We start from the raw sequence: 25,032 nt of genomic DNA, 5'->3' as shown, positions 1-25,032 counted from the left end.
CGTCCGGTATTTCGCTATCCAGTTCCGGGCTAGCCTTAAGAATAGTGGCAGACGCAGACCTCCCCAGAGTGTGCAGATTCTCCAGGTCGATGGAAGCAGGTTCATCGTCGATCTCGTTTCCCTCAGCCGCTGCCAGTGACGTCGATTGCCGGAGCATAGTCATTGCGTGGGGAACTAATGTCCCCTCGGGCACGGTAAGCGGCGGCTGGCCCTCAATACCAACAATGATGTCATCCACCAGACTGACCACATCGTCGTCAGACAAACGATCTGCCGGGTTCTTAGCAAGCATCCCGCTAATGAGACCCCACACCTGGTCGTCGAGCCCCGGTATCACCGCCGGAGTGGAGTGCAAATGCCGGTGGGCGACGGCAAACGAGTTGTCATTCCCTGCACCGAATGGCAACTGGCCTGACACCATCTGGTACAGCGTCACACCCAAGGCGTACACATCAACACTAGGACTTAATACATTGTCCCGGATCAGCTCAGGTGACAGATAGTGCGCAGTACCGACCAGGTGTGTAGCCGTCGATGACTCGCCAAGGATTTTCGCGATACCAAAGTCGGCAACCTTCACCCCGGGATCGCTGACACTGCCGGGATTAGTGAGAATGACGTTGTCCGGTTTGATATCGCGGTGTACCACACCACGATCATGGGCGTAAGACAAGGCCTCAGCCACTTGTCGTACTACCGCCAGCGCATCCGCGGGGGCCATTGGACCCTCCGCCAACTGCTCACTGAGGGTAGGCCCACTCGCCAGCTCCATAACGATTCCGAGCAAGCCCTGGTCAACAATGAGGTCACGCACTGCAACAATGCGCGGATGTGCGAGTTCGGTGAGAGTTCGGCGCTCGTTGACAAACCGCTGCACTAGTTGCGCGTCATCGTCGAGATTGGAACGCAAAATCTTGATCGCGACATGATCTCCACGAACTCGATCGATTCCTTCGAACACGCGTCCAGAAGAGCCCTGGCCAATCTTTCGAATGGCCTGATAGCTGGACCCGAAGTCGAAGGGCAGTACGGCGTTCACCGGTGCCCCCTCGTATTCGCAGTAACGCCTTGGATAAGAGTGGCGGCGCCATTTTGGCATCCATACCCACGTGCCTCGCTTATCGTCGCCACTGGATGCCTCGGCAGACGGACGCCCAGTAGGTCCCCGTCATAGTCGGCATCTGGCATGAGTAAGACCCCCAGCCGTGACCTGCGGATCTGCCCCGTCCAGTGACTGTACAGCGTACGAAGATCGTTATTGCGACCGGCCACGATAAATAACAGCGGCGAGTCCGGAGTGGCCAACACTCGTGCCAAAACCTGGCTCTCGTCGGCAATCAAGTGCGCGTCATCGATCATGACAATGCATGGCTCGGGTACAGCGCTCTGTGCTGCCACCACGTCCACGAATTGTTCGGGCAACAGAACACCAGGCAGCATCTGGTGCAGTGGCGAACGACGCGGCGCCCCTACAACGATCTTGGTACTCGGCGACTGTTGCACCAGCATCTGGTGAATCGCAGCAAGCATAGTGGACTTGCCGCTGCGAGCAGGTCCGCTAATGAGCACGTGCTCACCTGTAAAGGCTTCTAAAACATACGTATTGAGGTCAGCTTCGTTGATGCCGACTGGTATCTGCCACTTTTCATTACCCGGAACGAGGTACATCGCCACTTGTTCGGGCTCCACACGTTTCGGAAACTCCTGCACTAAGGGAGGTAAGCCGTCGACTCCCCAGAACTCGTTGATCGCCGCCACGGCAGCGTCAATATCGTCAGGAAGCCCGACGTGACCATGGTGCGCCCGGGTTGTCGAAACGAACCGCCCAGGCAAATTAGCTGGATGATTATCCTTGTCAACGGTCGGGTGATACTCCGAGGTGTCGGCCAGCTGATACAGCCATTTTTGGCCGGTCAAGTCGCTAATGGCCGGCGGTAGCGCCTTGAGGCGGGTCGCGGTCGCGACACAGTGAATACCCATTGCCGGGCCCTTGGCCCAAACCTGATAGAAGCTCTCAATGAGCGACATATCAGCCACATCACTGTAACCCTCACGCAGGGTAGCAAACCCGTCGACGAGGACAAATAGTGGCGGGAAGGCATCATGAGGCCGGGCGCTGCGCCGTTCCAGTTCTGCAGAAATATAGCGCAACACTCGTTTCTGAAGCTGTCGGCTTTCACTGGTGTTTCCCGGCCCGGCATAGCCGCGCACATGGGCAAGCCTCTCTAACCTGTCCAGCGACGCTGTGAAGACGTCAAGTATGACGATATCGGCATCGCCAGGGGCATAAGTGTCGGCAATCCTTAATGCCAATGCAGCTAAGGTACTGGACGTACCAGACCCAGGCATACCTGCTAGGACAAGATTTTCCGTGGCGAATCTCCACCCTGAGACGTACTGACGCTGGTGCTCGGGGTCGTCAAAAAGGGCCACGTCAAGAACCGTCGGCTCTGAACCCGACGACACCCGTTGTTCGCGGCACGTGGCAGGACGATAATGCTCCAGGGATAGTTCGACATGATCGGAGAGGGGCTCAGGCCACACCCGACGTGCCGACCCATATCCGAGCTGTTCATTGGCCTCGGTAATCCATCGGATGAGGGCATCCATGTCACTAACCTCGGCGCTGTTGGACCGGATGGCGTGCTCCTCGGGAGCGTTTCCCAAGATCATTGGATCGACGTGGAGGTCCTGCGAACCCCTAGCCCCACTCACGCCGGTCACCAGCGCCGTTTGGATAGGGGTGATGTCCTCTTCACCTAACTTGATGTAGGCGCGCCCCTTCTGCTCTCGCCCAATGCTGGCCGCCAAAGGCACCCCGATCACGTTGGACGACTGTTCCCGGCTCTGGACGCGCAACGCGGTACGCATGTTGGTGTTGGCCAGAATATCGTCGTTGACGACACCATCAGGGCGCTGGGTGGCCAAGATCATGTGGACACCCAGAGTACGGCCAACGGCACCCAGCGAGACCAGTCCGGACAGCACATCCGGGTATTCCTTGGCCAACTGGGCAAACTCGTCAATAACAAGAAGCAGACGCGGCATCGGCTCGGTAGGGTTCGTGGCCAGGTAGGCGTCGAGATTGTCGATACCCTCGCCTGCATCAGCAAAACACTGCTGACGACGTTTGAGCTCGGCGTTCAAAGCTTGCAGCGCCCGGAACGCTAAAGAGGGCTCAAGGTTCGACAAGGTACCGATGGTGTGTGGCAGCTGGTCAAGGGTGGCGAATGCGGCACCACCCTTGAAGTCAATGAGGATGAACGTGAGATGCTGAGGATCAACGCGGGCTGCCAATCCTGCAACCAACGACCGCAATAACTCAGACTTGCCCGAACCGGTGGTTCCGCCGACCAGCCCGTGCGGACCATCTGCGACAAGATCGAAGACGAAGGTGCCGTCGTCGCACACGCCAAGGGGCACATTCGGTCCAGTGGACTGTTGCCACGACTTGACGATGGTGGACGCATCCATGGTCGCACGGTCAAACCCCAGGATGTCGAAAAGATGCACAAGCCCGGGTAGGCCGCCACCGCTGGTCGCCGCGCTCGGGTCGTCGTACCGGGCGAGCCGACGTGCCCAGTCCTGGGCCGTATCCGCGTCGATACCCGCCACCGTTACGTGTGAGGTGCTCTCTGCCTGTGACGGAATCACGACGGTAGCCTCATTGTCAGCCTCCGCATGGATAACGGTATGGCATGACGAGGGCAGTTGATCAACGCTTGGCGCAACGATGATCGCGCTGACATATCGTTGAGCAGCCTGCTCGCTGCGCTCGGGACGATACTCGAGAATGTCACGCAACGGGCAGTCTCTGCCCTGTGTCAGCGCGAGGTCATCAACCACGATAACCATGGATGCAGGTTTTGCAGTATTGAGGGAGTCGCGCAGTCCACGCAGCATCGACGTCGCTGCTGCCGTGTCGACGGCGACGAATCGCTCGTGAGGATTGGTGCTTCCCGTTTGCGTATGAGGCAACCAAGCGGTGAATCGCCAGTCTTTGGCCCTACTCTCGTCGGTCGCAACCGCGAATCGGAAGTCAGCTGGACCGCTCAAGGTAGCCAACTGGCACACCAACGAACGGGCAATGGCCAAGCATTCTTCTCGAGACCCCCAGATCCCGACCGGGCCAGCGTGCAGATCGACGACGAGCGGAGTTGCACGCAGCTCAGCCCGGTCAAAAAGCGCCTTAGTGCGTGGCTGCATAACGCCGCCATGCGACCTCGGAGTCGGCACATATTTGATATTGGCAGTTCCGGCAATGGCGGTATAAAAGTCACGATCCGAACGCCGAACCTGCCACAGGGTTGACGTTGAACCTGTGGCTGCGTCTATGAGTTCGTGCGGGTAAGGAACCTGGGCGCGCGCACGAGATCGCTCGTGGGCCGCTGCCTGCTCTATCTCAGCGCGGGCGGCTTCCAGGTCCTCCCGGTACTTTCGCTCGTTTTCTTTGTCGGAGCCCTTGTTCCGACGTTTCTGTTCTACCCACGACCCGATAGCCATTACTGGTGACAGCAATGCAACAAGGGCATAGCGTGCTGACCCGAGAACGAACACCAATAGTCCGGCCATCAGCAGCGGAGCAATGACCGCAGCCCAGGAGAACCGTGCCGGACTATCAGGCTCCTTGCGGACTGGTACGCTCACTTGCCCCCCATGAGGAGGCAATGCGGCGCGTGGCGGGCGATTGAATGCGATGCGCCCGCCCGCCCCAGCTGTCTGTACCTTCCCGACGACACCGTGCGCTCGTTGCGCCGCCCGCTGGCGGGGGTCGACAAGCATGAGGCATACGCCTCCGACCGATAGCACATCCCCCCGGCACATCAGCGTTGGATGAGTAGGGTCCCCGCCGATCTTCTTGCCATTGAGGTAGGTGCCATTAGCCGAGTCATGATCAATGACATGAACGGCGTCCTCAGTGACGTCAAGTACTGCGTGTGACCACGATACCGATGCTGATTCCAGCGAGATCTCGGCCTCGTCGGAACGTCCGATACGGGCGAGGCCGCTGACGGGGAGGCCGTACACACGGGCACAGGTCGCACCGCCAACCATGATCAGCTGCCAGTACTCACTCACCTGGCGGTCCGCATCTTCAGTCACTTCCGGGGCATCAGATACCACCGCGCCTTCACACAGCCCCACTTCCCGGATCCCGAGATCGTGGTCGACCTCACGGCCATCCACCCAGACTCGCGTGAAATGACGCATATCAATGTGGGCGCCTTCCAATACCTCGCGAAGGGTTGTCGTAGGTTCTGCATTCGTCACGAAGAAGATCCGTTCGTGACCTTGCTGCGAGATCACAATTCGCATCGGCTACACCGCCTATCGCGCGTCGCGAGATACTGCTCCAACCCAACGAACGTTCCCTCACGATTGGCCATTGCCGACACCGCGACCTGGAGGGCCCATCCACCACGCTTCACTTTGCGGCTGGCACCCAAGCCGGAGCACCCTGCACATTGGCGAGTTGCACGATCTGGACACCAGCTTCGATTGTCATCTTTCCAATGGCATCAGGTCGGTTCACCAACGGTAACTTCGACATGTCGAGATTAGACAATGCAACACGAACATCCTCAGCGTGGCTAGAGTTGGCTTTCACGCTACCTGCGATGAGCGTGACCACCGCGTCATGGGAGCGTCCATCGGCTTCGTCAGCATAAGTCTCGAACGACCTGGACGAATCGATTACTGACTTCTCCTTGGAGGCCGCTAAATGGGTGACAGCTTCGGAGAAGGCCCGAGACTCCTCGTTACCTGCAAGACTGACCGCTTCTACCTCGTCAGAGGGAACTCCCACGGTATAAATACCATTAGGAATAGCACCGTTTCGCGCCAGTGCCACAGTACTTTCCGCCGAGGTCGCATCGGGCCCAAGAAAGATCGGTGCAGTCACTCCGCCAGCGCGCAAGTCGGAGACAATGGTGGGAGCGTCCGATGCTATTGCAGGGCCAAGCCCTTCGAGATACACACAAGTTTTGGGATCCTTTGCTAACTTATCAACAAACTGCTTGGTGACCTGTCCCTTGTTGTCGACAGGGATGTCAGTCGTATCTGCTGCTTGCAACCCAGTCCCCCGCGTCACAAAGCGCTTGCATCCGAGTTTCACGGCCTGGGCTTTAATGATATTGCTCTGACGGCTAGCAGTGGGAATTCCAAACCATGCGCCGTCGGGAACGTCATCCAGCCTCGTTGCATAAGGGAGGAGTATGGGGATACCAGCACGGCTAGCCTCCTTAACCAATACTTTGGTGTGGGAGCCACTCGTGGCTGCAACTATGCCTGCCACGCCGGCTTCTTTAAATTGAGCAATAGCATCCTTAGCTCCCCGCTCACTGCCCTTGTCGGAGACAACTTGAATCTCAGCATCGCCACCACCTTGGGTCAGGCGCCACATAGCTACCTGAGCCCCATGGGCATTTCCGATCCAGCCGCTGCCCTCACGCGGATTCTCGGTATAGGACACAACTAAACCAATCCGCACATGAGATGGCACCTTGCCAATACTTAGCTCGACTCTAGAGCCTTGGTAAGGCTTAGGAGGCTTTGTGGCATCACCGTCGCCACCCCTCCATGCCACGATACCGGTGATCACTGCACAGACGATAATTACCGCTGCGGCAATTGCCACCCCTCTCCGTGGCAATCTCTTACTCTTGGGCGTCGTCGAAAGGGTCTTGACCTGGTCACCGTGAGCTTGTTCATCTTTGCCTTCACTCATGAGGCGCGGCCCTCGATTCGTGCGCTCATCCACGTAGCCGAAACCGTGCCGCTGTGCGACCCGATCGTCAGCGGCGTCTCGAGGCGAGCCAAGCTGGCTCGTCTTGCAGCGCCGTCCACTTGGGAGTTTCCGTACACTGTGCGCTGTGTGGACTGAGCAACGTGAGTCTGAGTGTTAGCATCGGCTACCTTGTTGTCAGCCACAGTTAAATAGCTAGCCGAAGTGCTGATAGCACCAAGTAGTCCACCGCCGCTGTGTGTGTGCTGACCAATGTCATCAAGAACACGCGCGATGTCGCCAGAAAGCAGCTTTGACACCTGCTCTGTGTCAGCGACAGCCCCGTCAGCAGTCTTCCTCGCCTCCGCAGAACGTACTTGCATCAGATTATTCATCTGACCGGCGAGATGGCCATTGGTCGATTCCACCTTTTCATTAGCCAGCCCAACCGTGCGTTCACCTTCGGCCGCGACGTGGCCTGACTGCTCAGTGAGGTTATTGGTGAACTCTCCAAACATCTGTCCGACAGCTTGTTGACCACGATTGCGGATCGAGCCAACCCCCTTAAGGGAGGTCGCCAAATCATTCGTAAGCTCCTCGTCAGCTGCTCTGCGTGTGCTGACGACGACGCCGTCCAGATCCGTTCCCAGGGTAGAAAGTTCGCCTCCCACTGCTGCAGAGTTTTTCTCCAGATCCTGCAACTGCCTACCAGTAGCCGCCATGTGATTGTTAATGGACTGGATGTGCCCAGCGAGGGTGGTAATTCCAGTGTTTCTCTGGTCCTCAGCCTTGTGAAGGTTGGTCTCCAGGATCTTCAGTGTAGCTTCAAGATCATCCAATTTGCGGGCTACCCGAGAACCGGCGATCCCCCCTGGCTTGTGGATATCAGTCTGCTTGACGGCTTCCTCTATACCCGAGCGAATCTGGGAATCGGTATCCGCCAGGTTCGCCATGTTGTGAAGGTGCCGATGACCTTCGAAGGGCACATCAGGGCCAGGATCAACAATCGGGCACGTAGTTGACGACAGCATATCGACCAACCGGGCCCCCTCTTTCCGGTCAATAGCGTGCTGCGTTGGTCTTGATGGCGTCGCAGAAGGATCCGTGCTTGGTGTCGGAGTCGGGCTGGCTGAACTCGTCGGGCCAGGAGCCGGCGAGGGCTCACGGGCAGGCATGGTTTGACCAGAAGCCAAACAGATCTCTCGCTTCACAGCCGTAATCTGATGATCCTGCTCATCAAGAAGAGAGAGCTCGTCTTGCAGCTTGGTATGGATCTGGTCGAGATCAGTCCGGGCCTCGGTGACGTCACCGGTCATCACCGCAAGAGCTACGTCCATTTTTCTCAGACTCTCACCATAGGCTTGCGGAGAATCCGTCGAAAGGTCATCTACGGCACGTTGCAAGTCATTAAAGTTCGACCGCAGACGCTGCACCGACGCCAGCATCTTGCCTTGGGACCCGTTACGCAGCTGCGCAGCCAGCTGAACATTTTGACTAGTAAGGTCCTCCATGCTCTGACTCAAGCGTTCCTTCTGGGCGTATAAGGCGCAGGACAACCCACCAGCCTTCGCGGCGCATGTCTTGGCATCAGGATTCGTCGGGCCCAAGAACGAGATCAGGTCAGCAGTGACGAGTTCCTGGCATTTGCCGCTGGTTTTCGATAAGGCATCCAACCGCGCGGACAGGCCATGTATAACACCGAGAACATCATGAGCTTCGGGGCCACTGAATGCCTTCCTAGATGACTCATCGCTGGCCTTGATCTTACAACTGGGTGAATCGACCGATACCTGCGGTGCATTCGAACGCGGGTCCCCGAGCAGATCCCTCATCGTCGCCGTGGCCTGAGCGAGTTGCCCAGAAATGAGCGATCCTGTCTCGTGGTAGGCAACGCTGGTCTGTCCTGCAAGCTGGGACACGGTTTCCGCGGTCACTTGAGCATTGGTACCAATACGAGCGCTTGAAGCTTTCAAGTCATTGATCGTCTTGTCGCCAATATTGGATCCAGCCTCGTTCAGGCGCTGGCTGGCCAGCTGAACCGCCTTACCCGAGTCATCGAGCACCTGGCTGGTCGCAGTTAGGGTCTTGATGGTGGAAACGACAAGGGCATTCTCATCTTTAGTTCCAACATCTTGAACACCGAACCCGGGCGTCACTGCGAGGTTCATCGTCGGAACGTGAAAGTCATGGGCATTGACAACCAAGGAGAAACGAGCCACGGATCCGAGAGGATCAATACCGGTAAGCGCAGCCCATTGCACCACAGTCTTTCCACTTTCATTGACCCCGACTACGCCATTTCCGGCAGGATCGGTGCGCTTGCTGCGATTGGCGGCAGTGACGACCTTGGAAGGGTCGACACCATCGAGTACGGCACTGCCAGCCATAGTCATAGGCGTGGAGATGAGAGCCTCGCGAGAGATCGAGTGCCCATCAACATCAGCGCTCACCGTCTCCAGACGGCCAGTGGTGTTGTAAATGGTCACATCCATACCAACCGTCCCATCGACCCCACTAACGAGAGACGGGTCCGAGGAGACCTTGCCGTCATGGGAATAGGTCACCATGACACGAAAGGGCATGTGTGTGGCATCCGACGTCGGTGCGAGGGGGACTCCGGACGAAGAACCCATACCAGTGACCGCTCCGCGCTGATCGATGGTCATCGTGACTCCAGCCGATGCAGAAGCGGAAGCGGGGCTAGCTAACACGGGATTGGGTGTCGCCACAGTTAAAGTGGCGCAACTACAAGCAGCGAAAATGGCTACGTCTCGGCACCAGCGGTGAGATCGGCGCACTGTTGTCCTCCTTGGAGCCCAACCACTTTTATTTATCAGATACATTGGTGGTGTACCTGACCCTCTCAGGGTTACTCTACATATTAGATTCTGGAAGGCGATCGACGTCAACTGGGTCAGATCTACGTCACGTTCTTATAGGAGTGTGTTCAATGTCTCGGGTATTGTCTACCGATGAGGCCAAGGAGGCCATCCGCCAGATTCAGTCCATTGTTAATGGTGGGCTGACAGATCAGATTCAAGCATTGGATAACCAGGGCCAGCGGTTGTCCGCCCCAGATGTGTGGGATGGCCCGCTAGCATCCCAGTTCCGGAGCCAGGTGTGGCCCGAGACCCGGAGCGCATTGGAGAAAGCAAAGGCCGAATTGGAGCAGCTGCGGGCAAGCTTGCAGAAGATCGCTACCGACATTTTCACCGCTGGTGGCGGCCAGTAACAATTCCCTCACGTGGTGGCGAGACAGTGCACTGTCTCGCCACCACGATCATTTCATTGTTTTGCTTTTCGTAACTTTGATGTCATGTTGGGTAAACCCAACGTGACATCAGGGGAAACAACCACTGAACTATCCCGGTGCTGCTAATATATCCGCACTATCTGCCCCTAGAAGTGTGGGACTATCCATCGATGTTGTATCTGTAATGTGAGGTCTCCGTGTCTGATACGAATGACTTGGGTGATTACCAGAATCCTGTCAGGTTCGATTTCGCGGTAGCAGCCGAGTTCGCGGACAAGCTCCGCGAGGCGGCCAGTAAGATAACCATCTTCGAGGGTGAACGGGGCCACGCTGAGTCGATGGCATCGGACGAGTTTCGAGGCTTCTTCTCTCAGGTGTTCCGTCAGAACATGCGGGTGTGTTCGACTGATGCGTCCGAGCTCTCATCGGCATTCGTCGAGACTGCTAGGGAGGTCGACTATCTGGCCGGGGAGGCTTACAAAGAAAACGAGCGGCGCGATCAGGTGCGCAACTATGTGACCGCCCATGCTCACGAGAATTGGATTCAGCGCTTCGTAAAAGGTTTGTTCGAGCCTGACGATGCACCTGCACCGAAGCCGACCCCTCCCTCTGCTCGTTGGGTGACTCCACCTCAGACGAGCCAGCGGCAAGCTGACCAGGGACTGCGTGGCCCGTCTGGAGGTGTTTCAAGCGCAGTCCCGGCAAATCTGGCGGGTGGAGCGCGGCTGATTCATGGAGCAAACCGGGGATTGATGCCCGCGTCGGCGCTGGAGACACTGTATGAGCACTTCTGCGGGAGCTGCCAGTACGGGTCGTTAGCTGTGGATGGCTTGTTCGGACAGTACCAGCGGTGGATAGGTCTCAACGACGCTGATGTGGTGTGGTTGGAGGCAGTGGGCCGTGCATTTGCTGCCGCTGGTGGCTCAGGATCGGTAAAGATGGCCGATGTGGCTTTGGAGGCTTCGCTCAAGGCTGCCGGAGTCAATGTGATGCGGGCGAATGTTGAAGTATCCTCGCCCACTCTGAGCGGGATCGATCCTGCCACGGGTTACATCGAGGACCCGGTGAACTCGGCAACCGGGAACTTCGTGCTCCCCGAAACGGACCTGGCTTTCGGTGGGCCGAGCCAGGGGCTGATGATCTCCCGGATGTACAACTCAACACTGGCCGCTGCTCACGACGAGCCTGAGGCGTGTGGGGTGTTAGGCCCCGGCTGGTCGACGATCTTGGATCAGCGTTTGATCGTCACTGATGAGCAGGCGCGTTGGGTGCGCGATGATGGCCGCGAGATCATTTTCCCTCTCACGAATCACGATGATGCGAGCAACTCCGCCACTGCTGAGAGCCGTGATACCGTCGCGGGACCGTGGCGGGCCACACAAGATAACGTGTGGCTGTCACGCGGTGATGCCGCTGATGCTCAAGCTGTTGATATCACTGGTCCGGTGTGGATCGTCACCGACAATGCTGGTAGCCGATGGGTGTTCACCGCCGCCGGCGCCTGGGTGGGCTCAGACTCCGGTATCGGTAATGGTGTGTGGGTTAAACGCCATGACGGTGTGGTCACTTCCCTGCATTCCGAATGGGGCCGCTCGGTGGCTCTGTCCTACGCGCAGGATCGCCTCGTTAAGGCTGTGGCCAGTGATGGCCGCAGCGTAAGCTACTCCTACGATTCCCAAGGCCGACTGAGTGAGGTGACTCGCCCTGACGGAGTTCACCGCTATCAATGGGATGGCTGGTTACTCAGTGAGGTCGTTGACCCGTCTGGTGTGGCCAAGTGCGTTAACACCTTCGACGACCTCGGCCGGATCTGTACCCAGCGCGATGCGACAGGGCACATGACACGGTTTACGTATCTTCCCGGTGGGGTGACCGTCGCAGATGATGGGCAAGGCCACCATTCCAATACGTGGATCAGTGATGGACGTGGTCGCACTGTCGGAATCATTGACGCTGACGGACAGCGCACCTCCATGCTGTACGACCGCTATGGCAATTTGATAGAGGCTACGGATCGGGCAGGCAAGGTTATCCGTCACACCTATGACAAGCGGGGACATCGCACCCGCACTACTCTGCCTACCGGCGGGATCATTGATTACAGCTGGGATGACGCTGATCGCCTCACCACCATCTCTACCGACAACACTGTCAGACTGCGACTGGGTTACGAGGACAACGCGGACAACCCGACTAGCCTCAGCAATAGCCAGGGCACCACTATGACATTGTCGTGGGACCGTGGCCTACTGCGAGAGCTCGTTGACGCTACTGGGGCCAAAATGCGTTTCGACCATGACACGTATGGCCAAATCGTAGCCATCACCGATGGGGCCGGTAGCACGTGGCAAATCAGCCACGATGATGCCGGAAACGTGAACCACATCATCACCCCGCTGGGATATCGCACCGAGGTGACCCATGACCAGGCAGGCCGCTTGGTCGAGCGTACCGACCCGGACGGAGCCTGTTGGAGCTACGACTACGATGAGGCTGGACACCTTGAGGCAACAACAGCCCCTGACGGTGGAATCACCCGGTACGCCTGGGGCCCCGGTGGCCAAATCACCACAATCATTGACCCAACTGGTGCCACAACAACACTGTCTTATGACGAGTTAGGGGACTTATCCGGAATAGGGCTGCCCGACGGCACCAGCTGGGGATTCCTTCGTGACGCCATGGCCCGACTGTGCGAGGTGAGGGATCCAGACGGTGCCCGCTGGCGTGCCTCTTACAACGTCATCGGAGAATTGACCTCGCTGACCGACCCAACCGGGATGAGTCTGCACGCCACTACCACCGCCCACCAGACCCAAGTCACGAACGCTGCGGGTCACGTGGTAGCCGCCGATCAGTTCGATGATTACGGGCGCATCGTTTCACGCACCGATATTTTCGGTGCCACCAGCAGCATCGACTATGATGCAGTCGGCCTACCAGCTGTGCTCACCGACCCCCTCGGTTCATCCACCCGGTTCGACTATGACCGGGTCGGACACCTGTCTGCCGTCACGAGCCCCAGCGGGCTGCAGGAGCATTATTCCTACGACTCGGCTGGGCGCTTGGCTAGCACAATTGATCCGACCGGCGCGGTTACCCACTACCTTTACGACGCTGATTCCCGGCTGACTGGCATTATCGACCCCACCGGGGTAACCACCGAATACAGCTGGGACCCAGTCGGTCGGCTCGTCGAGACGCGAGTCGGTGATACGGTGACTTTCACCGCCGATTACGACATCTGTGGACGGCCAGTCCGTGCGTGGGATCAGGTCGCCGGCCACCGGGCTTTCCGCTACGACACCGCCGGTAGGCTCGTTAGCGCCGTCGATGCTTCAGGCCAGGTTCACCGATACACCTGGGACAAACGCGGACGCTTAGTTACAGCAACAACAGGCACTGACGCTATATCGACGTACCGGTACAACAACCTTGATCAGGTCGTCGAATCCACTGATCCCGCAGGCGGGATCCACCGCTATACCTGGAATCCAGCCGGGCGTCTCACCAGCCATACCGGCCCTGACGGCACCACGACCAGCTACGACGCGCGCGGCGGGACAGAAACAGTCACCATTGATGGGCAGATTTCTACCCGCAGGTGGTGGGACATCGAGGCCCGCCAGCTTCACGTTGACGATCACACCGACCCTGCCAGTCCCCTGCGTCACATCATTAGTGTCGATGCGCGCGGGCTCGTCTGCGACCACACCACCACTGACGGTGACGGTAGGGTTGTCAGCTGCCACCACTGGGACTGGGATAGCGAGGGCCGCCTGACTCATGCCGACGATACCCACTCCAGCGTGTCATACGACTATCAGGATGATGGGCTACTGGCCCGTATTACTCATTCCGCGTTGGGTACCGCGAATCTGACATGGGATAGTGCCGGACGGCTCACCGACGTCACTACCACCGGTCATCATGATCGCTGGGACCACGACGGCGGCATGGTATGTGGGTATACCCACGATGGGCGCGTCACACGCATCACCCGTGATAAGCAGGGGCGAATTACTGGGCTAGAGATGCCCGAAGGCCTTTGGTCTTACGGCTACGACAAAGCTGGGTCACTCATCAGCGCGACCGGTCCTCACACTCACCACGCCTGGGACCACGACGCTTATGGCCGACTCACCAGCCATACTGCCCCCGGAGCCAACACCACCTTCGCCTGGGACCAGCACGGCCGCTTAGCACAAACCCGTAGCTATGTAAATGGGCATACCACGACCACCCAATACGCTTACGACGCGGCGGGACGGCGTACCAGTGCGAATGGCCCACATGGCCAAGACCGGTGCTATTCCTGGGACAAGCGAGGCTGGCTATCCGGTATTACCACCAGTTCCACAACCGTAGAGACTCACGTCGACGCGTTCGGGTACCCCGTTCGCATCACCACGCAAGAGCAGCGTGTGCGAGTCGACTGGGACCTTGTAACCGGCGCCCCTACCTCGATTGATGGTCATCCTGTGCTTCCCCTGCCAGGAGGACGCGTGCTCGGTGCCACACCCATCGACGATACCAGCCTATGGCGTGAGGTGATGCCCACCGATCCTGATGACCCATATCAACCGGCCACGGTCGCTATTGAGGGCGTCCCTGAGACGATCAGGATGGCCGGGAACGCGCTAGTGGTTGATGGTCATCCTTGGTGGGGGGCGCGCCTCTACGACCCAACTACCACTACCTTCTTATCTCCTGACCCGTTAGCCCCGCCGGTTGGCGCACTATGGGCCAACAATCCCTACGACTACGCCAATAACAACCCGCTCACCCTCACCGACCCTCTCGGAACTCACCCCGTCACCGACGACCAACTGGCAGGCCTCACCCACCCCGTCCGCCACTGGTGGACCACCCACAAAGACCGGATCCTCTCCCGGGACTTCCTAATCGGCGCTGGCCTCCTCATCGGCGGTATCGCCGTAGCAGCGACGGGTTTCGGTGGCCCGCTTGGGGCTGCGATCATCTCGGGAGCCCTCATGTCAGGAGGCTTCTCCGCTAGCTCCCAGAAATACGCAACCGGGGATGTCAATTGGAGAACAGTGATTAAAGATGGAATCGTTGGCGGCGTTGTGGGGGGCGTCGGGACAGGCACCGCCAACATTGTCGGTTCCCAAGTCTTGAAACACTCCGACACTGCCGCTGCACTAGTAGAGAAATACGCAGCTGATACAAAAGTTAGCCAAGCAGGAGCTAGTTTACTGACTAAGCTGAACGGCAGGACCGCCGCCGACAACGCTCTGAAGCTGGCCGCCAAGAGTGGAGATTCCAATGCGCTCGAAACCATGTACATGCGTCACTTTGCGGGTGCGGCACCATCTAGTTTCGCCGCCGCCAACACGCAATACATCATGGACACTGCCATGTCCCATGACAAGCATTTCAGTGCGAGCGATCTGGCTCAGGCCAATGGAAACGCTATTTTCGGGGTGGTCATGTCGCTACGTGGAAACGCGACGGTGCGGCCAAACATCAGTACCTCTAGTGGCGAGTGGCTCAAGCGCGGACCCGCGCTGGTGACAGACACGATGGGGGTAAAGCAGCAGTTTTCCACCTTTGGCCGCGAAATGGCGAGAGGCGCGATTGCTGACGCCGCCACTCAGGAAATCTCCACTGCCATGAAGGGTCAGGATCCCCGTGATTTTGCTGATGGTTTCACCAAGAAGACAGCCCGCACCCTAGGAAACGCAGCCCACGCCAGCTTCCCTGGGCTACACGTCGCTAAGTAACTCCAAATCATGTTTGTAGACAACAGTGCCGGGCCACGCGAATTCGGCCCCAACGATGACGCATCACTCGAACTACCCGCCGACGGAGCCTACCGAGTCCAAGAAGCACTACGCGTCATGGGATGGGACCCACACCACCCACGCGTATTATCCCAAGCCAGAGGCCTAGTCCCGGTATGGCTGCCCATCACAGCAGATATCACCTGGGGCATGCTGTCAGTATTCCTGAGTAATTCCGACGGAATCCGAGACAGCATCGCAGGATGGCTTTGCTTCATTTTCTTCCTCGGAACGCCCGTCTGGATTCTCAGTGACGTTACACTCCGCAGATACGGCGTCGACTACGACAAAGTCTGGACCCGATTCGGACCCTTCTTCTACCGCCACATCCGATTCAACGACATCACCCGATTCGACATCGGCATAGAACGCTACAAAATCTGGGCCGGAAAAACCAAAATCAACATCGACTACCACCGATACGACTACGCCCTCTTCTACCTACGCCTCCTCGAAGAACTCCACCACCGCCGAATCCAACTCCCCAAAGCCAACATCAACGACCCCAACTGGGACAAACAAGCCCAAATATGGCGCAACATCCTGGCAGCCGAAGCCTACCGAGAACACCGCGACTTCTACAACGCCAACCCCGAACAACTAGCACGCCTCAACGCCCTCACCCCACCACCAGACCACTACGACAACTAACAGATTCGTCATATAACAGGCGTGCGTTTAACCTCGTCCAGAAAGATGACCATGACTGCCGAACCCCTCACGTTCACCCACCCGTGGGCCTCACAACCTTCGGACCAGCCCGTCGCTTACGCACCTGACGAGCAGTCAACGCAAGACCCAGCCAGCCCCCAGCGCCTACGCCCCCCGCGGAAATGGATCAGACGAGGACTCATCATCGCCGTCATCACCACCCCCTTCTTGTGGTGGGTCATCTCCAAACCGGGCGACTACCCCATTCTGTCCATAGGCTGCCAACTATCCGTCACCCTTCCCGGCTACATCATGATCGTCTACGGCCTCTTCTACCGCACCCATATTGACGACGACACCATCTCCATCCACATCGGCCCCTTCCGGCGAACGATCGACGCACGCAGCATCACGAAACTTGCCATCACACCCAACTGCTACCTCATCACTGATGGGTCGGGACGCCGACTGCGCATCAACCATCACGCTCACGACGTCGACCGGGCGCTCCTGCACCTACTAACTACCCTTCACACCCGACCCATCGACCTACCCGAGGGCTCACCCGACCATCCAGACTGGCCCACTTGGGCCCAACATTGGCGCAACATCTTTGCCACCGCCATCTACGACCACCACACCAGCTACTACGCCACACACCCCGACGCCCTTGTGCAGCTCAACACCCTCGTCCGACCGCCGACCGTCTAAGCGGTCGCGCCAACCCCACAAACAAACGACATGAGCGTCGAACCCCGCTACCTATCAGCAGACATGGACAACCCACCCACGGCACCCTACGCAGAAGGCATCTACGGCATCGCCCGCATGGAACGAGTCATGAGCCGCAACCCCCACCAACCCCGCGCCTTTTCCCTCGCCCACATCATGATCCCCGCATGGCTGCCTCTCGGGGCCCTGATGACATGGGCTGGAGTCTCGATGTTCCTCGACAACACCGACGGCTTCAGAGAAGGATATGCCGGATGGATTATTATCCTCGGATCCCTCGCCGCACCATATACAGGCCTAGCCCAAGGCCTATGGCTCCGACCCGGCGTCGACCACGACAAAATCTGGACCCGATTCGGACACCTCTTCTACCTACGCCTCCTCGAAGAACTCCACCACCGCCACATCCAACTCCCCCAAGCCGACATCACCGACCCCAACTGGGACGAACAAGCCCAAATATGGCGCAATGGCCTCGCCGAAGACGTCTGGGTCGACCACCGCGACTTCTACGACACCCACCCCGAACAACTAGCACGCCTCAACGCCCTCATCCCCCCACCAGACCACTACGACGCCTAGCACCACCAGTTTCCCTAAACCACATGCCTCCAAATAACGGGAATCATGTTTGTAGACAACAGTGCCGGGCCACGCGAATTCGGCCCCAACGATGACGCATCACTCGAACTACCCGCCGACGGAGCCTACCGAGTCCAAGAAGCACTACGCGTCATGGGATGGGACCCACACCACCCACGCGTATTATCCCAAGCCAGAGGCCTAGTCCCGGTATGGCTGCCCATCACAGCAGATATCACCTGGGGCATGCTGTCAGTATTCCTGAGTAATTCCGACGGAATCCGAGACAGCATCGCAGGATGGCTTTGCTTCATTTTCTTCCTCGGAACGCCCGTCTGGATTCTCAGTGACGTTACACTCCGCAGATACGGCGTCGACTACGACAAAGTCTGGACCCGATTCGGACCCTTCTTCTACCGCCACATCCGATTCAACGACATCACCCGATTCGACATCGGCATAGAACGCTACAAAATCTGGGCCGGAAAAACCAAAATCAACATCGACTACCACCGATACGACTACGCCCTCTTCTACCTACGCCTCCTCGAAGAACTCCACCACCGCCGAATCCAACTCCCCAAAGCCAACATCAACGACCCCAACTGGGACAAACAAGCCCAAATATGGCGCAACATCCTGGCAGCCGAAGCCTACCGAGAACACCGCGACTTCTACGACACCCACCCCGAACAACTAGCACGCCTCAACGCCCTCACCCCACCACCAGACCACTACGACAACTAACACCAGCAACCTGCATAGCGCCACGGCGCCGTCCGGTACACGCCTCTCCGCAGAGAGCCCCGTGCCCCTGAGCCACCACCCAATGATCGCGCCGTGAACTATGGTATGAGCCAGGGTCACGAGGAGGCGTCCATGAAACCGTCACGAATTCGCTGGGATCAGTTACCCGATTCAGTTCACCATCGGGTTACCGAAATCCTAGGATCCCCCGTCTCCGTCGATAACGTCCAGACCCACGGCACTACTCCCGGCACGGCATCGCGCGTCGTCACTGCTGACGGCTCCCACGCGTTTGTCAAAGTTGGCCATCCTTCGATCAACGATGACACCCCTAACCTCAACCGCCGCGAAGCCACTCTGCTGTCTCTACTCCCTGCGGCTGCACCCGCCCCACACCTACTTGGCCGCATTGACGTCGACGGATGGGTGGGCATGGTCACCTCCGACGTCGAGGGTCCTCACCCCAACCTGCCCTGGTCTGATGACGATATTGACGCCACTCTTGAGAGCCTATCCCGCTTGGCTGAAGTGACGGCTGGTTTCCACGAACCATGGGAATCGTTCGAGGCGCGCTTACAAAACACCCCATCGGTGTGGGAACAGTTCATGACCGACACCCCCGCCGACCTCGACCCATGGCTCATCGAGCGCCTGCCCGACCTCGCCGGACGCGTTGAGCGACTCGCCCACCACTGCCACGGCGAGACCGTCGTCCATGGTGCCATACGATCAGACAACGTCTTGTTACGCGCTGACGGAGCCGTTCTCGTCGATTGGTCCCACGCTGTCATTGGCCCAGCATGGGTTGACGCCGCTGGGCTCATCATTGACATCATTCATACCGATCCGATTGACGCCCCGCGATGGAATCGCGCCGACAACCTCGTCAAGCGCGTCGCAGCGGAGTTCTCCCCGTCCACTCATGGTGAACCAGCAGTTGAACCCATCGTTGACCTTCTTGTGGCCGTGTTAGGGCTATCAGAGCGCGAATGCCGCAAGCCAGACCCAGCAGGAATGCCGCAATTCCGCGAATTCCAACGCGAAAGGGCAAGCCGGTTACGCGCCTGGTTGTGGGCCTCCGAACATCTCGCGTAATCGCCGGGCTGAACCGCGCCGTTCAGAACATGGATGTACGCAGACCTGTCTGAAGGTCCCCTTACAGTGAATGTCGTGACGACTCCCAAGCCCCCGTCAGCCGCGCCCACCTCAACCTACCGTCTGCAGTTCAACGAGGACTTCACCTTCGCTGACGCCATCGCTCAGCTTGACCATCTAGCTCACCTTGGCGTGAGCCATCTGTTCTGTTCGCCGATTTTACAGGCAGCGCCCGGATCCACCCACGGCTATGACGTCGTGGACCACACCCGGATCTCACAGGAGTGTGGTGGCGAGGAGGATTTTCGCAGGTTGTGTGCCAAGGCCCACGACGCTGGATTAGGCATCGTCGTCGACGTCGTCCCTAACCACATGGCTGTGCCGACGCCGCTATGGCACAACTACGCATTGTGGAGCGTGCTGCGCGATGGCCCTTCCTCTCCGTACGCGGCCTGGTTCGACGTCGACGTCTCGAGGTCACTGTCGATCCTCATGGCGATCCTTGGTGATCGCATCGGCACCGAGTTGACGGCCGGCACCATCCACGTCGAAACCCGAGACATCACCGATCATGACGGCACTACCCATGCCGAGCACGTCGTCGTCTATCACGATCACGTCTTTCCAGTGCGCCCAGGCACCGAATCCTTGCCGCTGGCTGAATTGCTCGACCAACAGTGGTATCGGCTAGCGTACTGGAAGGTCGCCACCGAAGAACTCAACTATCGCCGCTTCTTCAACGTCGACACCCTGGCGGCCATCCGCGTCGAGAATGACGACGTCTTTACCGCATCGCACGCCAAACTGCTGCAGCTTTATCATGACGGGCTCATTGACGGGTTCCGCATTGATCACCCGGACGGCTTAGCCAATCCGCACAAGTACCTGGCGGACCTGCGACAAGCCACCGGGGGCGCATGGGTCGTCGTCGAGAAGATCCTCGAACCGTCCGAGACCCTATCTGGCGAACTGCCATGTGCGGGCACAACTGGCTACGATTCCCTGCTGCGCATTGACGGGCTGTTCATCGACCCAACCGGGTTAGTGCCGCTAGGCGCACTCTACGAACGTATTTGTGCTGACGACGACTCCAGGCTCTCTTTCCCCGCGCAGCTGGATCAGGCGAAGCGCGAGGTGCTCGACGACATGCTCGTCACCGAGCTCAACCGCCTGGCGAATGGTGCCATGGATATTTGCGCCTCTGACATCATGCTGCGCGACCACACCCGGCGTCAGTTGACGAGAGCTATCACCGAGCTTCTCGTAGCAATGAATCGTTACCGCGCTTACCTTGAGCCTGGTCGTGTTCCTGGGCCCGGTGAGGTCAAGGTCATCGAAGCTGCGGCGAACCTCGCCCGTCTGGAGTTGCCTGAAGAGGAACACGACACCCTTGAACTAGTCGTCGACATGGTGTGCGGACGACTCGGCCCCTCGACCGATCCGGTAGTGCAAGCCAGCCGCGACGAGTTCATGGTGCGTTTCGCGCAAACCTGTGGGCCTGTAATGGCAAAGGCAAAAGAAGATACCGCTTTCTACCGCTACACCCGGTTCACCGCAGTTAATGAAGTCGGCTGCGACCCTGAAGTGGCTGGCATTTCCGTCGACGATTTCCATGATTTTGCCAGCAGTCTCGGCGAGAATTACCCGACGACGATGACGACTCTGTCGACCCACGACACGAAGCGATCGACCGACGTCCGGGCCCGCCTGGCCTCCTTAACGGAGTTTCCGCACGAGTGGGAGCACACCGTTGCAGCTTTAGAGACGGCCACCGCCGATCAACGCTCTGAACTCCTCGATGGTGCGACGATCAACCTGCTATGGCAAACCTTGGCTGGCACCTGGCGCCTACCCGGTACTGCTGCCGGGGCTAGACCTATCAGCGAAGACAGGCTCGTCGCCTACCTCACGAAGGCAGTGCGAGAAGCGAAGTCCCACACCACCTGGACCGACCCCGACAACGACTACGAGTCCGCGCTGATGGATCTGGCAAGGTTCTGTCTCACTGACGACTCTGTTGCAACCGCCCTTGACAGTTTCACCGAGACGGCGAGTACAGCGGTGCGAGCCGCGATCCTTGGGCGAGTCCTGGTGCAGCTGACCATGCCCGGCGTGCCTGACACCTACCAGGGCTGCGAGGTCGTGGACTTGTCGCTGGTAGATCCGGATAACCGTCGCCCGGTAGACCACAATCGTTGTAGTCAGCTATTGCGTGCCGTGGAGAAAGGCCTCGACGCAGTCTCACCGGAAGACCGCCTGGACGCCGAAAAGTTACTTGTCGTTCACCGGGCCCTTGATGTGCGGCACCGACATGCCGACGCTTTCCGTGGCGATCACGCCAGTTACCGTCCCGTCGCGACGACTACTGGGCACGCGGTGGCATTCGCCCGAGGAATCGACGACGAGCCCCCCATAGCCATCACCATCGCAACGCGACTAGCCGGAGCCTTAGAGGGGCGCGGCGGTTGGTTGAACCATCAAGTCGTGTTGCCTGAAGAAACATTCACCGACGTCATCACGGGACAGACCCGACGGGGAGGCACCGTCAAGCTCGCTGATCTCCTTGACGTCATGCCCGTTGCACTACTCGTCAGGCAGGAGAAGCGATGACCAACCAGTTGACGGTGTGGGCCCCTACCCCCACGAAAGTCCAGACGCTCCTTGACGGGCATCTCCTCGATATGACCAGTAACGGCGAGTGGTGGACCCTCCCCCAGCCTGTCAAGGATGGCCAGCGTTACCAGTTCATCCTGGATGGTTGCGGCCCATTCCCCGATCCGCGCAGCCGCTACCAACCTGAGGGCGTCCACGGCCCGTCGCAGGTCTACACGCCTCACCAACCGGCCCCGTGGCACGGTATGGACCTCAAAGGTCAGGTGCTCTACGAGATGCATATTGGCACCTTCACCGAGCAAGGTACCTTCACCGCCGCGATCGACCACCTTGACGACCTCGTGGAGCTTGGGGTGAAAGCTGTTGAGGTAATGCCCGTCGCCCAAATCCCTGGTACTCGCGGCTGGGGATATGACGGCGTCGATCTCTACGCCACCCAAAACACGTACGGCGGCCCGGCGGCCTTCCAGCAATTCATCGACGCCGCCCATTTCAAAGGGCTCGGAGTCATCCTTGACGTCGTCTATAACCATCTAGGGTCCGAGGGAAATTATCTGGCAAACTTCGGTCCCTATTTCAACCATTGTCACGCGACCCCCTGGGGAGATGCGGTGAATTTCGATGGCGACGACAATTCCCCGGTGCGTCAATTCGTCATCGACAATGCCTATCAATGGCTCGTCAAATATGGCGTTGACGGGCTGCGATTAGACGCCGTTCACGCCCTCGTTGACGACTCCGACACCCACATCCTCGCCGAGCTGTCGGCCAAAGTCGCTGAATGGTCACGCCAGATTTCCCGCCCCCTAACCCTCATTGCCGAGTCGGACCTCAACCAGCCTGACATGGTCACTCCCGTAGGCGTCACTGAGAAAGCCCGCGGCATGACGATGCAATGGGACGACGACATTCACCATGCTCTGCATGCGTTTTTCACAGGTGAAACTGCGGGTTACTACTCCGATTTCGGGAGCGCCGAGACCCTCGTCAAGGCGTTTACCAAGGTATTCGTCCACGATGGCGGGTGGTCGTCCTTCCGAGAGCAAAACTGGGGCGCGCCAGTTGACATCCATAGCAGCCACTACGACGCGGCATCGTTCGTCAGCTTCATCCAAGACCACGACCAGGTCGGTAACCGGGCCGCAGGAGACCGCCTAGGACACAACGGCGCCGACCCAAACCTCCAGGCAGCCTCCGCCGCTCTCTACTTACTGGGGCCCTTCACACCTATGGTGTTCATGGGTGAAGAATGGGCAGCTTCGACGCCATTCCCATTTTTCAGCGACCTGGGCCCCAACCTTGGCCCCTCAGTTACTGCCGGGCGGCGTCAGGAATTTCAAAAGATGGGGTGGCAAAGCGCCATTCCAGATCCACAGGCAATGAAAACATTCCGATTGGCGCAGTTAAAATGGGCAGAACGGAACGAACCCGAACATGCGAAGATACTCAATTGGTATCGTGACTTGCTGAGGATTCGCGCATCTCTACCAACCCAGAATGCTCATAGCTTAGAGACGACAACCATGGAGGCGATCTCTCCCGATGCTATCGTCATGAAGCGCCCGGGTGTAGCCGTCGTAGCAAGTCGCAGCGATGTTCCCGTCACGATTCCGGGGTTAGCTGATAACCCGTCGCGCGTCCTCGCACGGGGAAACCATCGCTTTGAAAACGGTTCTGTAACACTCACCGGACCGGGGTGCGTCGTTGTTATTAACTGACACTTAGGACACTCGGCGTCCTATGCGCATAAGACGCGTATAGGACGCCTATATTGCACTGCTTGCACTGCTCAAAATCCGAGACGAACTGAGAGAATTCCGAGAGCATCCAGATTCCTCCAGAAATACGTCTAATCCACATCCGTTATCCATGCGCAGCCCAGATCTAACCAGGTAAACTACAACGCCCTACCCAAGCCCAATCAATGCGACCGCCAGGAAGCGGCAGGTGAGATTAACCCACACACCTTAGGAGACAATCCCATGGTAAAAAGCGCGGCTTGAGGAGTCTCAGTACAACTCACCCCGCCTAATTACAGTCACAGGGAGTGGTTGACCATCGAACAGGGCTCATAGCTATTTGCTGATAATTGTACTTATCATCAGATAGGGTATCCGCATTCTGGTATAAGATGGAAAACCCGTTAATCGGACCTTTGATGGTAACCAGCGCAGTCCCTTTCGTACTTCTCTTCATATCCCACTCGTACTTCGAGTCAAGCACGCCGTGCTCAAAGGGAGATTCAATAGTCACACGATCACTCCCGTTACCCGTGACGCGAAGATTCTCTGGATGGAGGGGAGACGCCATGATAGGTGAGCCGTTGGCGGTAACGGTCACTGAATCCCGATAATGATCCCTTTTACCAGCACCTTGTGAATCAATATCATGGAGGAAAAATTGCACGCAATGGGCAGCTTGGGGGAAATCAACATGCAAATAGCTGCCACTAGTGTCATCACCATTCTGAGCAATAACAATTAGATTAGGCACCCACGAATACCTGTCACTGATCTCGGAAAGATTTCTCGTACTAATGAGATCACCATCCGAGTTACTTGCATAAGCGTCACCATGGGTAATGATGGTTTTACCAATCACTTCCCTCCGAGCCGTCAAGCCAGAAGCAATGAATCCATTACCCTGCCACGCTGGTGATACATAGTTGCAGGATTGACTAGCGGCGACCGAGGGCAATGCAGTCGATGCAGCAACCACAGGTATCGCCCATGCCGTACCCTTCACCACATTACGCCGACTCAAATTACTTTTCACTTCTCCCCCAAGAGTGCGAGATGATGCTGCCGGAACGAACGTGGAGATACCACGTA

Annotated in this window: 13 protein-coding genes and 2 pseudogenes; 10 read left to right on the top strand and 5 right to left on the bottom strand. The window is 58.2% G+C overall.

Annotation, left to right across the window (positions count from 1 at the left end):
- Nucleotides 1–259: 259 nt before the first annotated feature.
- The 4 genes and pseudogenes from FYJ43_RS12175 to FYJ43_RS02060 form a co-directional block, all read right to left on the bottom strand.
- A pseudogene (locus tag FYJ43_RS12175) lies at nt 260–1,099 on the bottom strand (serine/threonine-protein kinase); the annotation flags it as partial.
- The gene (locus FYJ43_RS02070; RefSeq protein WP_154561511.1) at nt 1,036–5,316 is read right to left on the bottom strand and encodes an FtsK/SpoIIIE domain-containing protein; all 4,281 of its coding nucleotides are present in this window, start codon (nt 5,314–5,316) and stop codon (nt 1,036–1,038) included. The gene FYJ43_RS02070 and the pseudogene FYJ43_RS12175, both read right to left, overlap by 64 nt.
- A gap of 109 nt (nt 5,317–5,425) precedes the next feature.
- Nucleotides 5,426–6,727 (bottom strand): type 1 periplasmic-binding domain-containing protein, encoded by a 1,302-nt coding sequence (locus FYJ43_RS02065; RefSeq protein ID WP_154561509.1) that lies wholly within the window; start codon nt 6,725–6,727, stop codon nt 5,426–5,428.
- Complete coding sequence (locus FYJ43_RS02060) at nt 6,724–9,390, bottom strand: hypothetical protein (RefSeq protein WP_154561507.1); 2,667 nt, start codon at nt 9,388–9,390, stop codon at nt 6,724–6,726. The genes FYJ43_RS02065 and FYJ43_RS02060 overlap by 4 nt, the downstream gene beginning before the upstream one ends.
- Nucleotides 9,391–9,674: 284 nt before the next feature.
- Between FYJ43_RS02060 and FYJ43_RS02055 the strand changes: the two genes are divergently transcribed.
- The 10 genes and pseudogenes from FYJ43_RS02055 to treZ all read left to right on the top strand — a co-directional run bounded on the left by FYJ43_RS02055 (nt 9,675) and on the right by treZ (nt 23,919).
- The gene (locus FYJ43_RS02055; protein ID WP_154561505.1) at nt 9,675–9,956 is read left to right on the top strand and encodes a pyrophosphorylase; all 282 of its coding nucleotides are present in this window, start codon (nt 9,675–9,677) and stop codon (nt 9,954–9,956) included.
- Between the two features lie 359 nt (nt 9,957–10,315).
- Nucleotides 10,316–11,215 (top strand): annotated as a pseudogene (locus tag FYJ43_RS12535) (DUF6531 domain-containing protein); the annotation flags it as partial.
- A gap of 3,387 nt (nt 11,216–14,602) precedes the next feature.
- Nucleotides 14,603–15,721 carry an RHS repeat-associated core domain-containing protein gene (locus tag FYJ43_RS12155; protein ID WP_229771599.1) on the top strand — a complete coding sequence of 373 codons (1,119 nt, stop codon included), beginning with the start codon at nt 14,603–14,605 and terminating at the stop codon, nt 15,719–15,721.
- 9 nt (nt 15,722–15,730) lie between these two features.
- Nucleotides 15,731–16,432 (top strand): hypothetical protein, encoded by a 702-nt coding sequence (locus FYJ43_RS02045; RefSeq protein ID WP_154561503.1) that lies wholly within the window; start codon nt 15,731–15,733, stop codon nt 16,430–16,432.
- A gap of 51 nt (nt 16,433–16,483) precedes the next feature.
- The gene (locus FYJ43_RS02040) at nt 16,484–17,143 is read left to right on the top strand and encodes a hypothetical protein (protein ID WP_229771565.1); all 660 of its coding nucleotides are present in this window, start codon (nt 16,484–16,486) and stop codon (nt 17,141–17,143) included.
- Nucleotides 17,144–17,173: 30 nt separating this feature from the next.
- Entirely contained in the window at nt 17,174–17,746 is a 573-nt protein-coding gene (locus FYJ43_RS02035) for a hypothetical protein (protein ID WP_154561499.1), read from the top strand.
- A gap of 45 nt (nt 17,747–17,791) precedes the next feature.
- Nucleotides 17,792–18,493, top strand: coding sequence for a hypothetical protein (locus FYJ43_RS02030; protein ID WP_154561497.1), 702 nt, complete (start codon nt 17,792–17,794; stop codon nt 18,491–18,493).
- Between the two features lie 132 nt (nt 18,494–18,625).
- Nucleotides 18,626–19,588 carry an aminoglycoside phosphotransferase family protein gene (locus FYJ43_RS02025; RefSeq protein WP_154561495.1) on the top strand — a complete coding sequence of 321 codons (963 nt, stop codon included), beginning with the start codon at nt 18,626–18,628 and terminating at the stop codon, nt 19,586–19,588.
- A gap of 75 nt (nt 19,589–19,663) precedes the next feature.
- A complete protein-coding gene (gene treY, locus FYJ43_RS02020; RefSeq protein WP_326833235.1) occupies nt 19,664–22,198 on the top strand; it encodes a malto-oligosyltrehalose synthase in 2,535 nt (844 codons plus the stop codon).
- Nucleotides 22,195–23,919, top strand: a complete 1,725-nt coding sequence (gene treZ, locus FYJ43_RS02015) for a malto-oligosyltrehalose trehalohydrolase (RefSeq protein ID WP_154561491.1) — start codon at nt 22,195–22,197, stop codon at nt 23,917–23,919. The genes treY and treZ overlap by 4 nt, the downstream gene beginning before the upstream one ends.
- Before the next feature lie 310 nt (nt 23,920–24,229).
- Here the strand turns inward: treZ and FYJ43_RS02010 are convergent, their stop codons facing one another.
- Entirely contained in the window at nt 24,230–24,976 is a 747-nt protein-coding gene (locus FYJ43_RS02010; protein ID WP_326833234.1) for a hypothetical protein, read from the bottom strand.
- Nucleotides 24,977–25,032: the final 56 nt, after the last annotated feature.

The sequence above is a fragment of the Cutibacterium porci genome, from assembly GCF_009696315.1.
GTDB lineage: Bacteria > Actinomycetota > Actinomycetes > Propionibacteriales > Propionibacteriaceae > Cutibacterium > Cutibacterium porci.
The sequence above is the reverse complement of the archived record's forward strand: the minus strand, read 5'-3'. Positions and strand labels throughout refer to the sequence as shown.

Bases quoted from the DNA above. Each gene is read 5' to 3' on its own strand.
- FYJ43_RS02070 (WP_154561511.1), bottom strand. From the start codon at position 5,316: ATGCGAATTGTGATCTCGCAGCAAGGTCACGAACGGATCTTCTTCGTG.
- FYJ43_RS02065 (WP_154561509.1), bottom strand. From the start codon at position 6,727: ATGAGTGAAGGCAAAGATGAACAAGCTCACGGTGACCAGGTCAAGACC.
- FYJ43_RS02060 (WP_154561507.1), bottom strand. From the start codon at position 9,390: ATGACCATCGATCAGCGCGGAGCGGTCACTGGTATGGGTTCTTCGTCC.
- FYJ43_RS02055 (WP_154561505.1), top strand. From the start codon at position 9,675: ATGTCTCGGGTATTGTCTACCGATGAGGCCAAGGAGGCCATCCGCCAG.
- FYJ43_RS12155 (WP_229771599.1), top strand. From the start codon at position 14,603: ATGGCCGGGAACGCGCTAGTGGTTGATGGTCATCCTTGGTGGGGGGCG.
- FYJ43_RS02045 (WP_154561503.1), top strand. From the start codon at position 15,731: ATGTTTGTAGACAACAGTGCCGGGCCACGCGAATTCGGCCCCAACGAT.
- FYJ43_RS02040 (WP_229771565.1), top strand. From the start codon at position 16,484: ATGACTGCCGAACCCCTCACGTTCACCCACCCGTGGGCCTCACAACCT.
- FYJ43_RS02035 (WP_154561499.1), top strand. From the start codon at position 17,174: ATGAGCGTCGAACCCCGCTACCTATCAGCAGACATGGACAACCCACCC.
- FYJ43_RS02030 (WP_154561497.1), top strand. From the start codon at position 17,792: ATGTTTGTAGACAACAGTGCCGGGCCACGCGAATTCGGCCCCAACGAT.
- FYJ43_RS02025 (WP_154561495.1), top strand. From the start codon at position 18,626: ATGAAACCGTCACGAATTCGCTGGGATCAGTTACCCGATTCAGTTCAC.
- treZ (WP_154561491.1), top strand. From the start codon at position 22,195: ATGACCAACCAGTTGACGGTGTGGGCCCCTACCCCCACGAAAGTCCAG.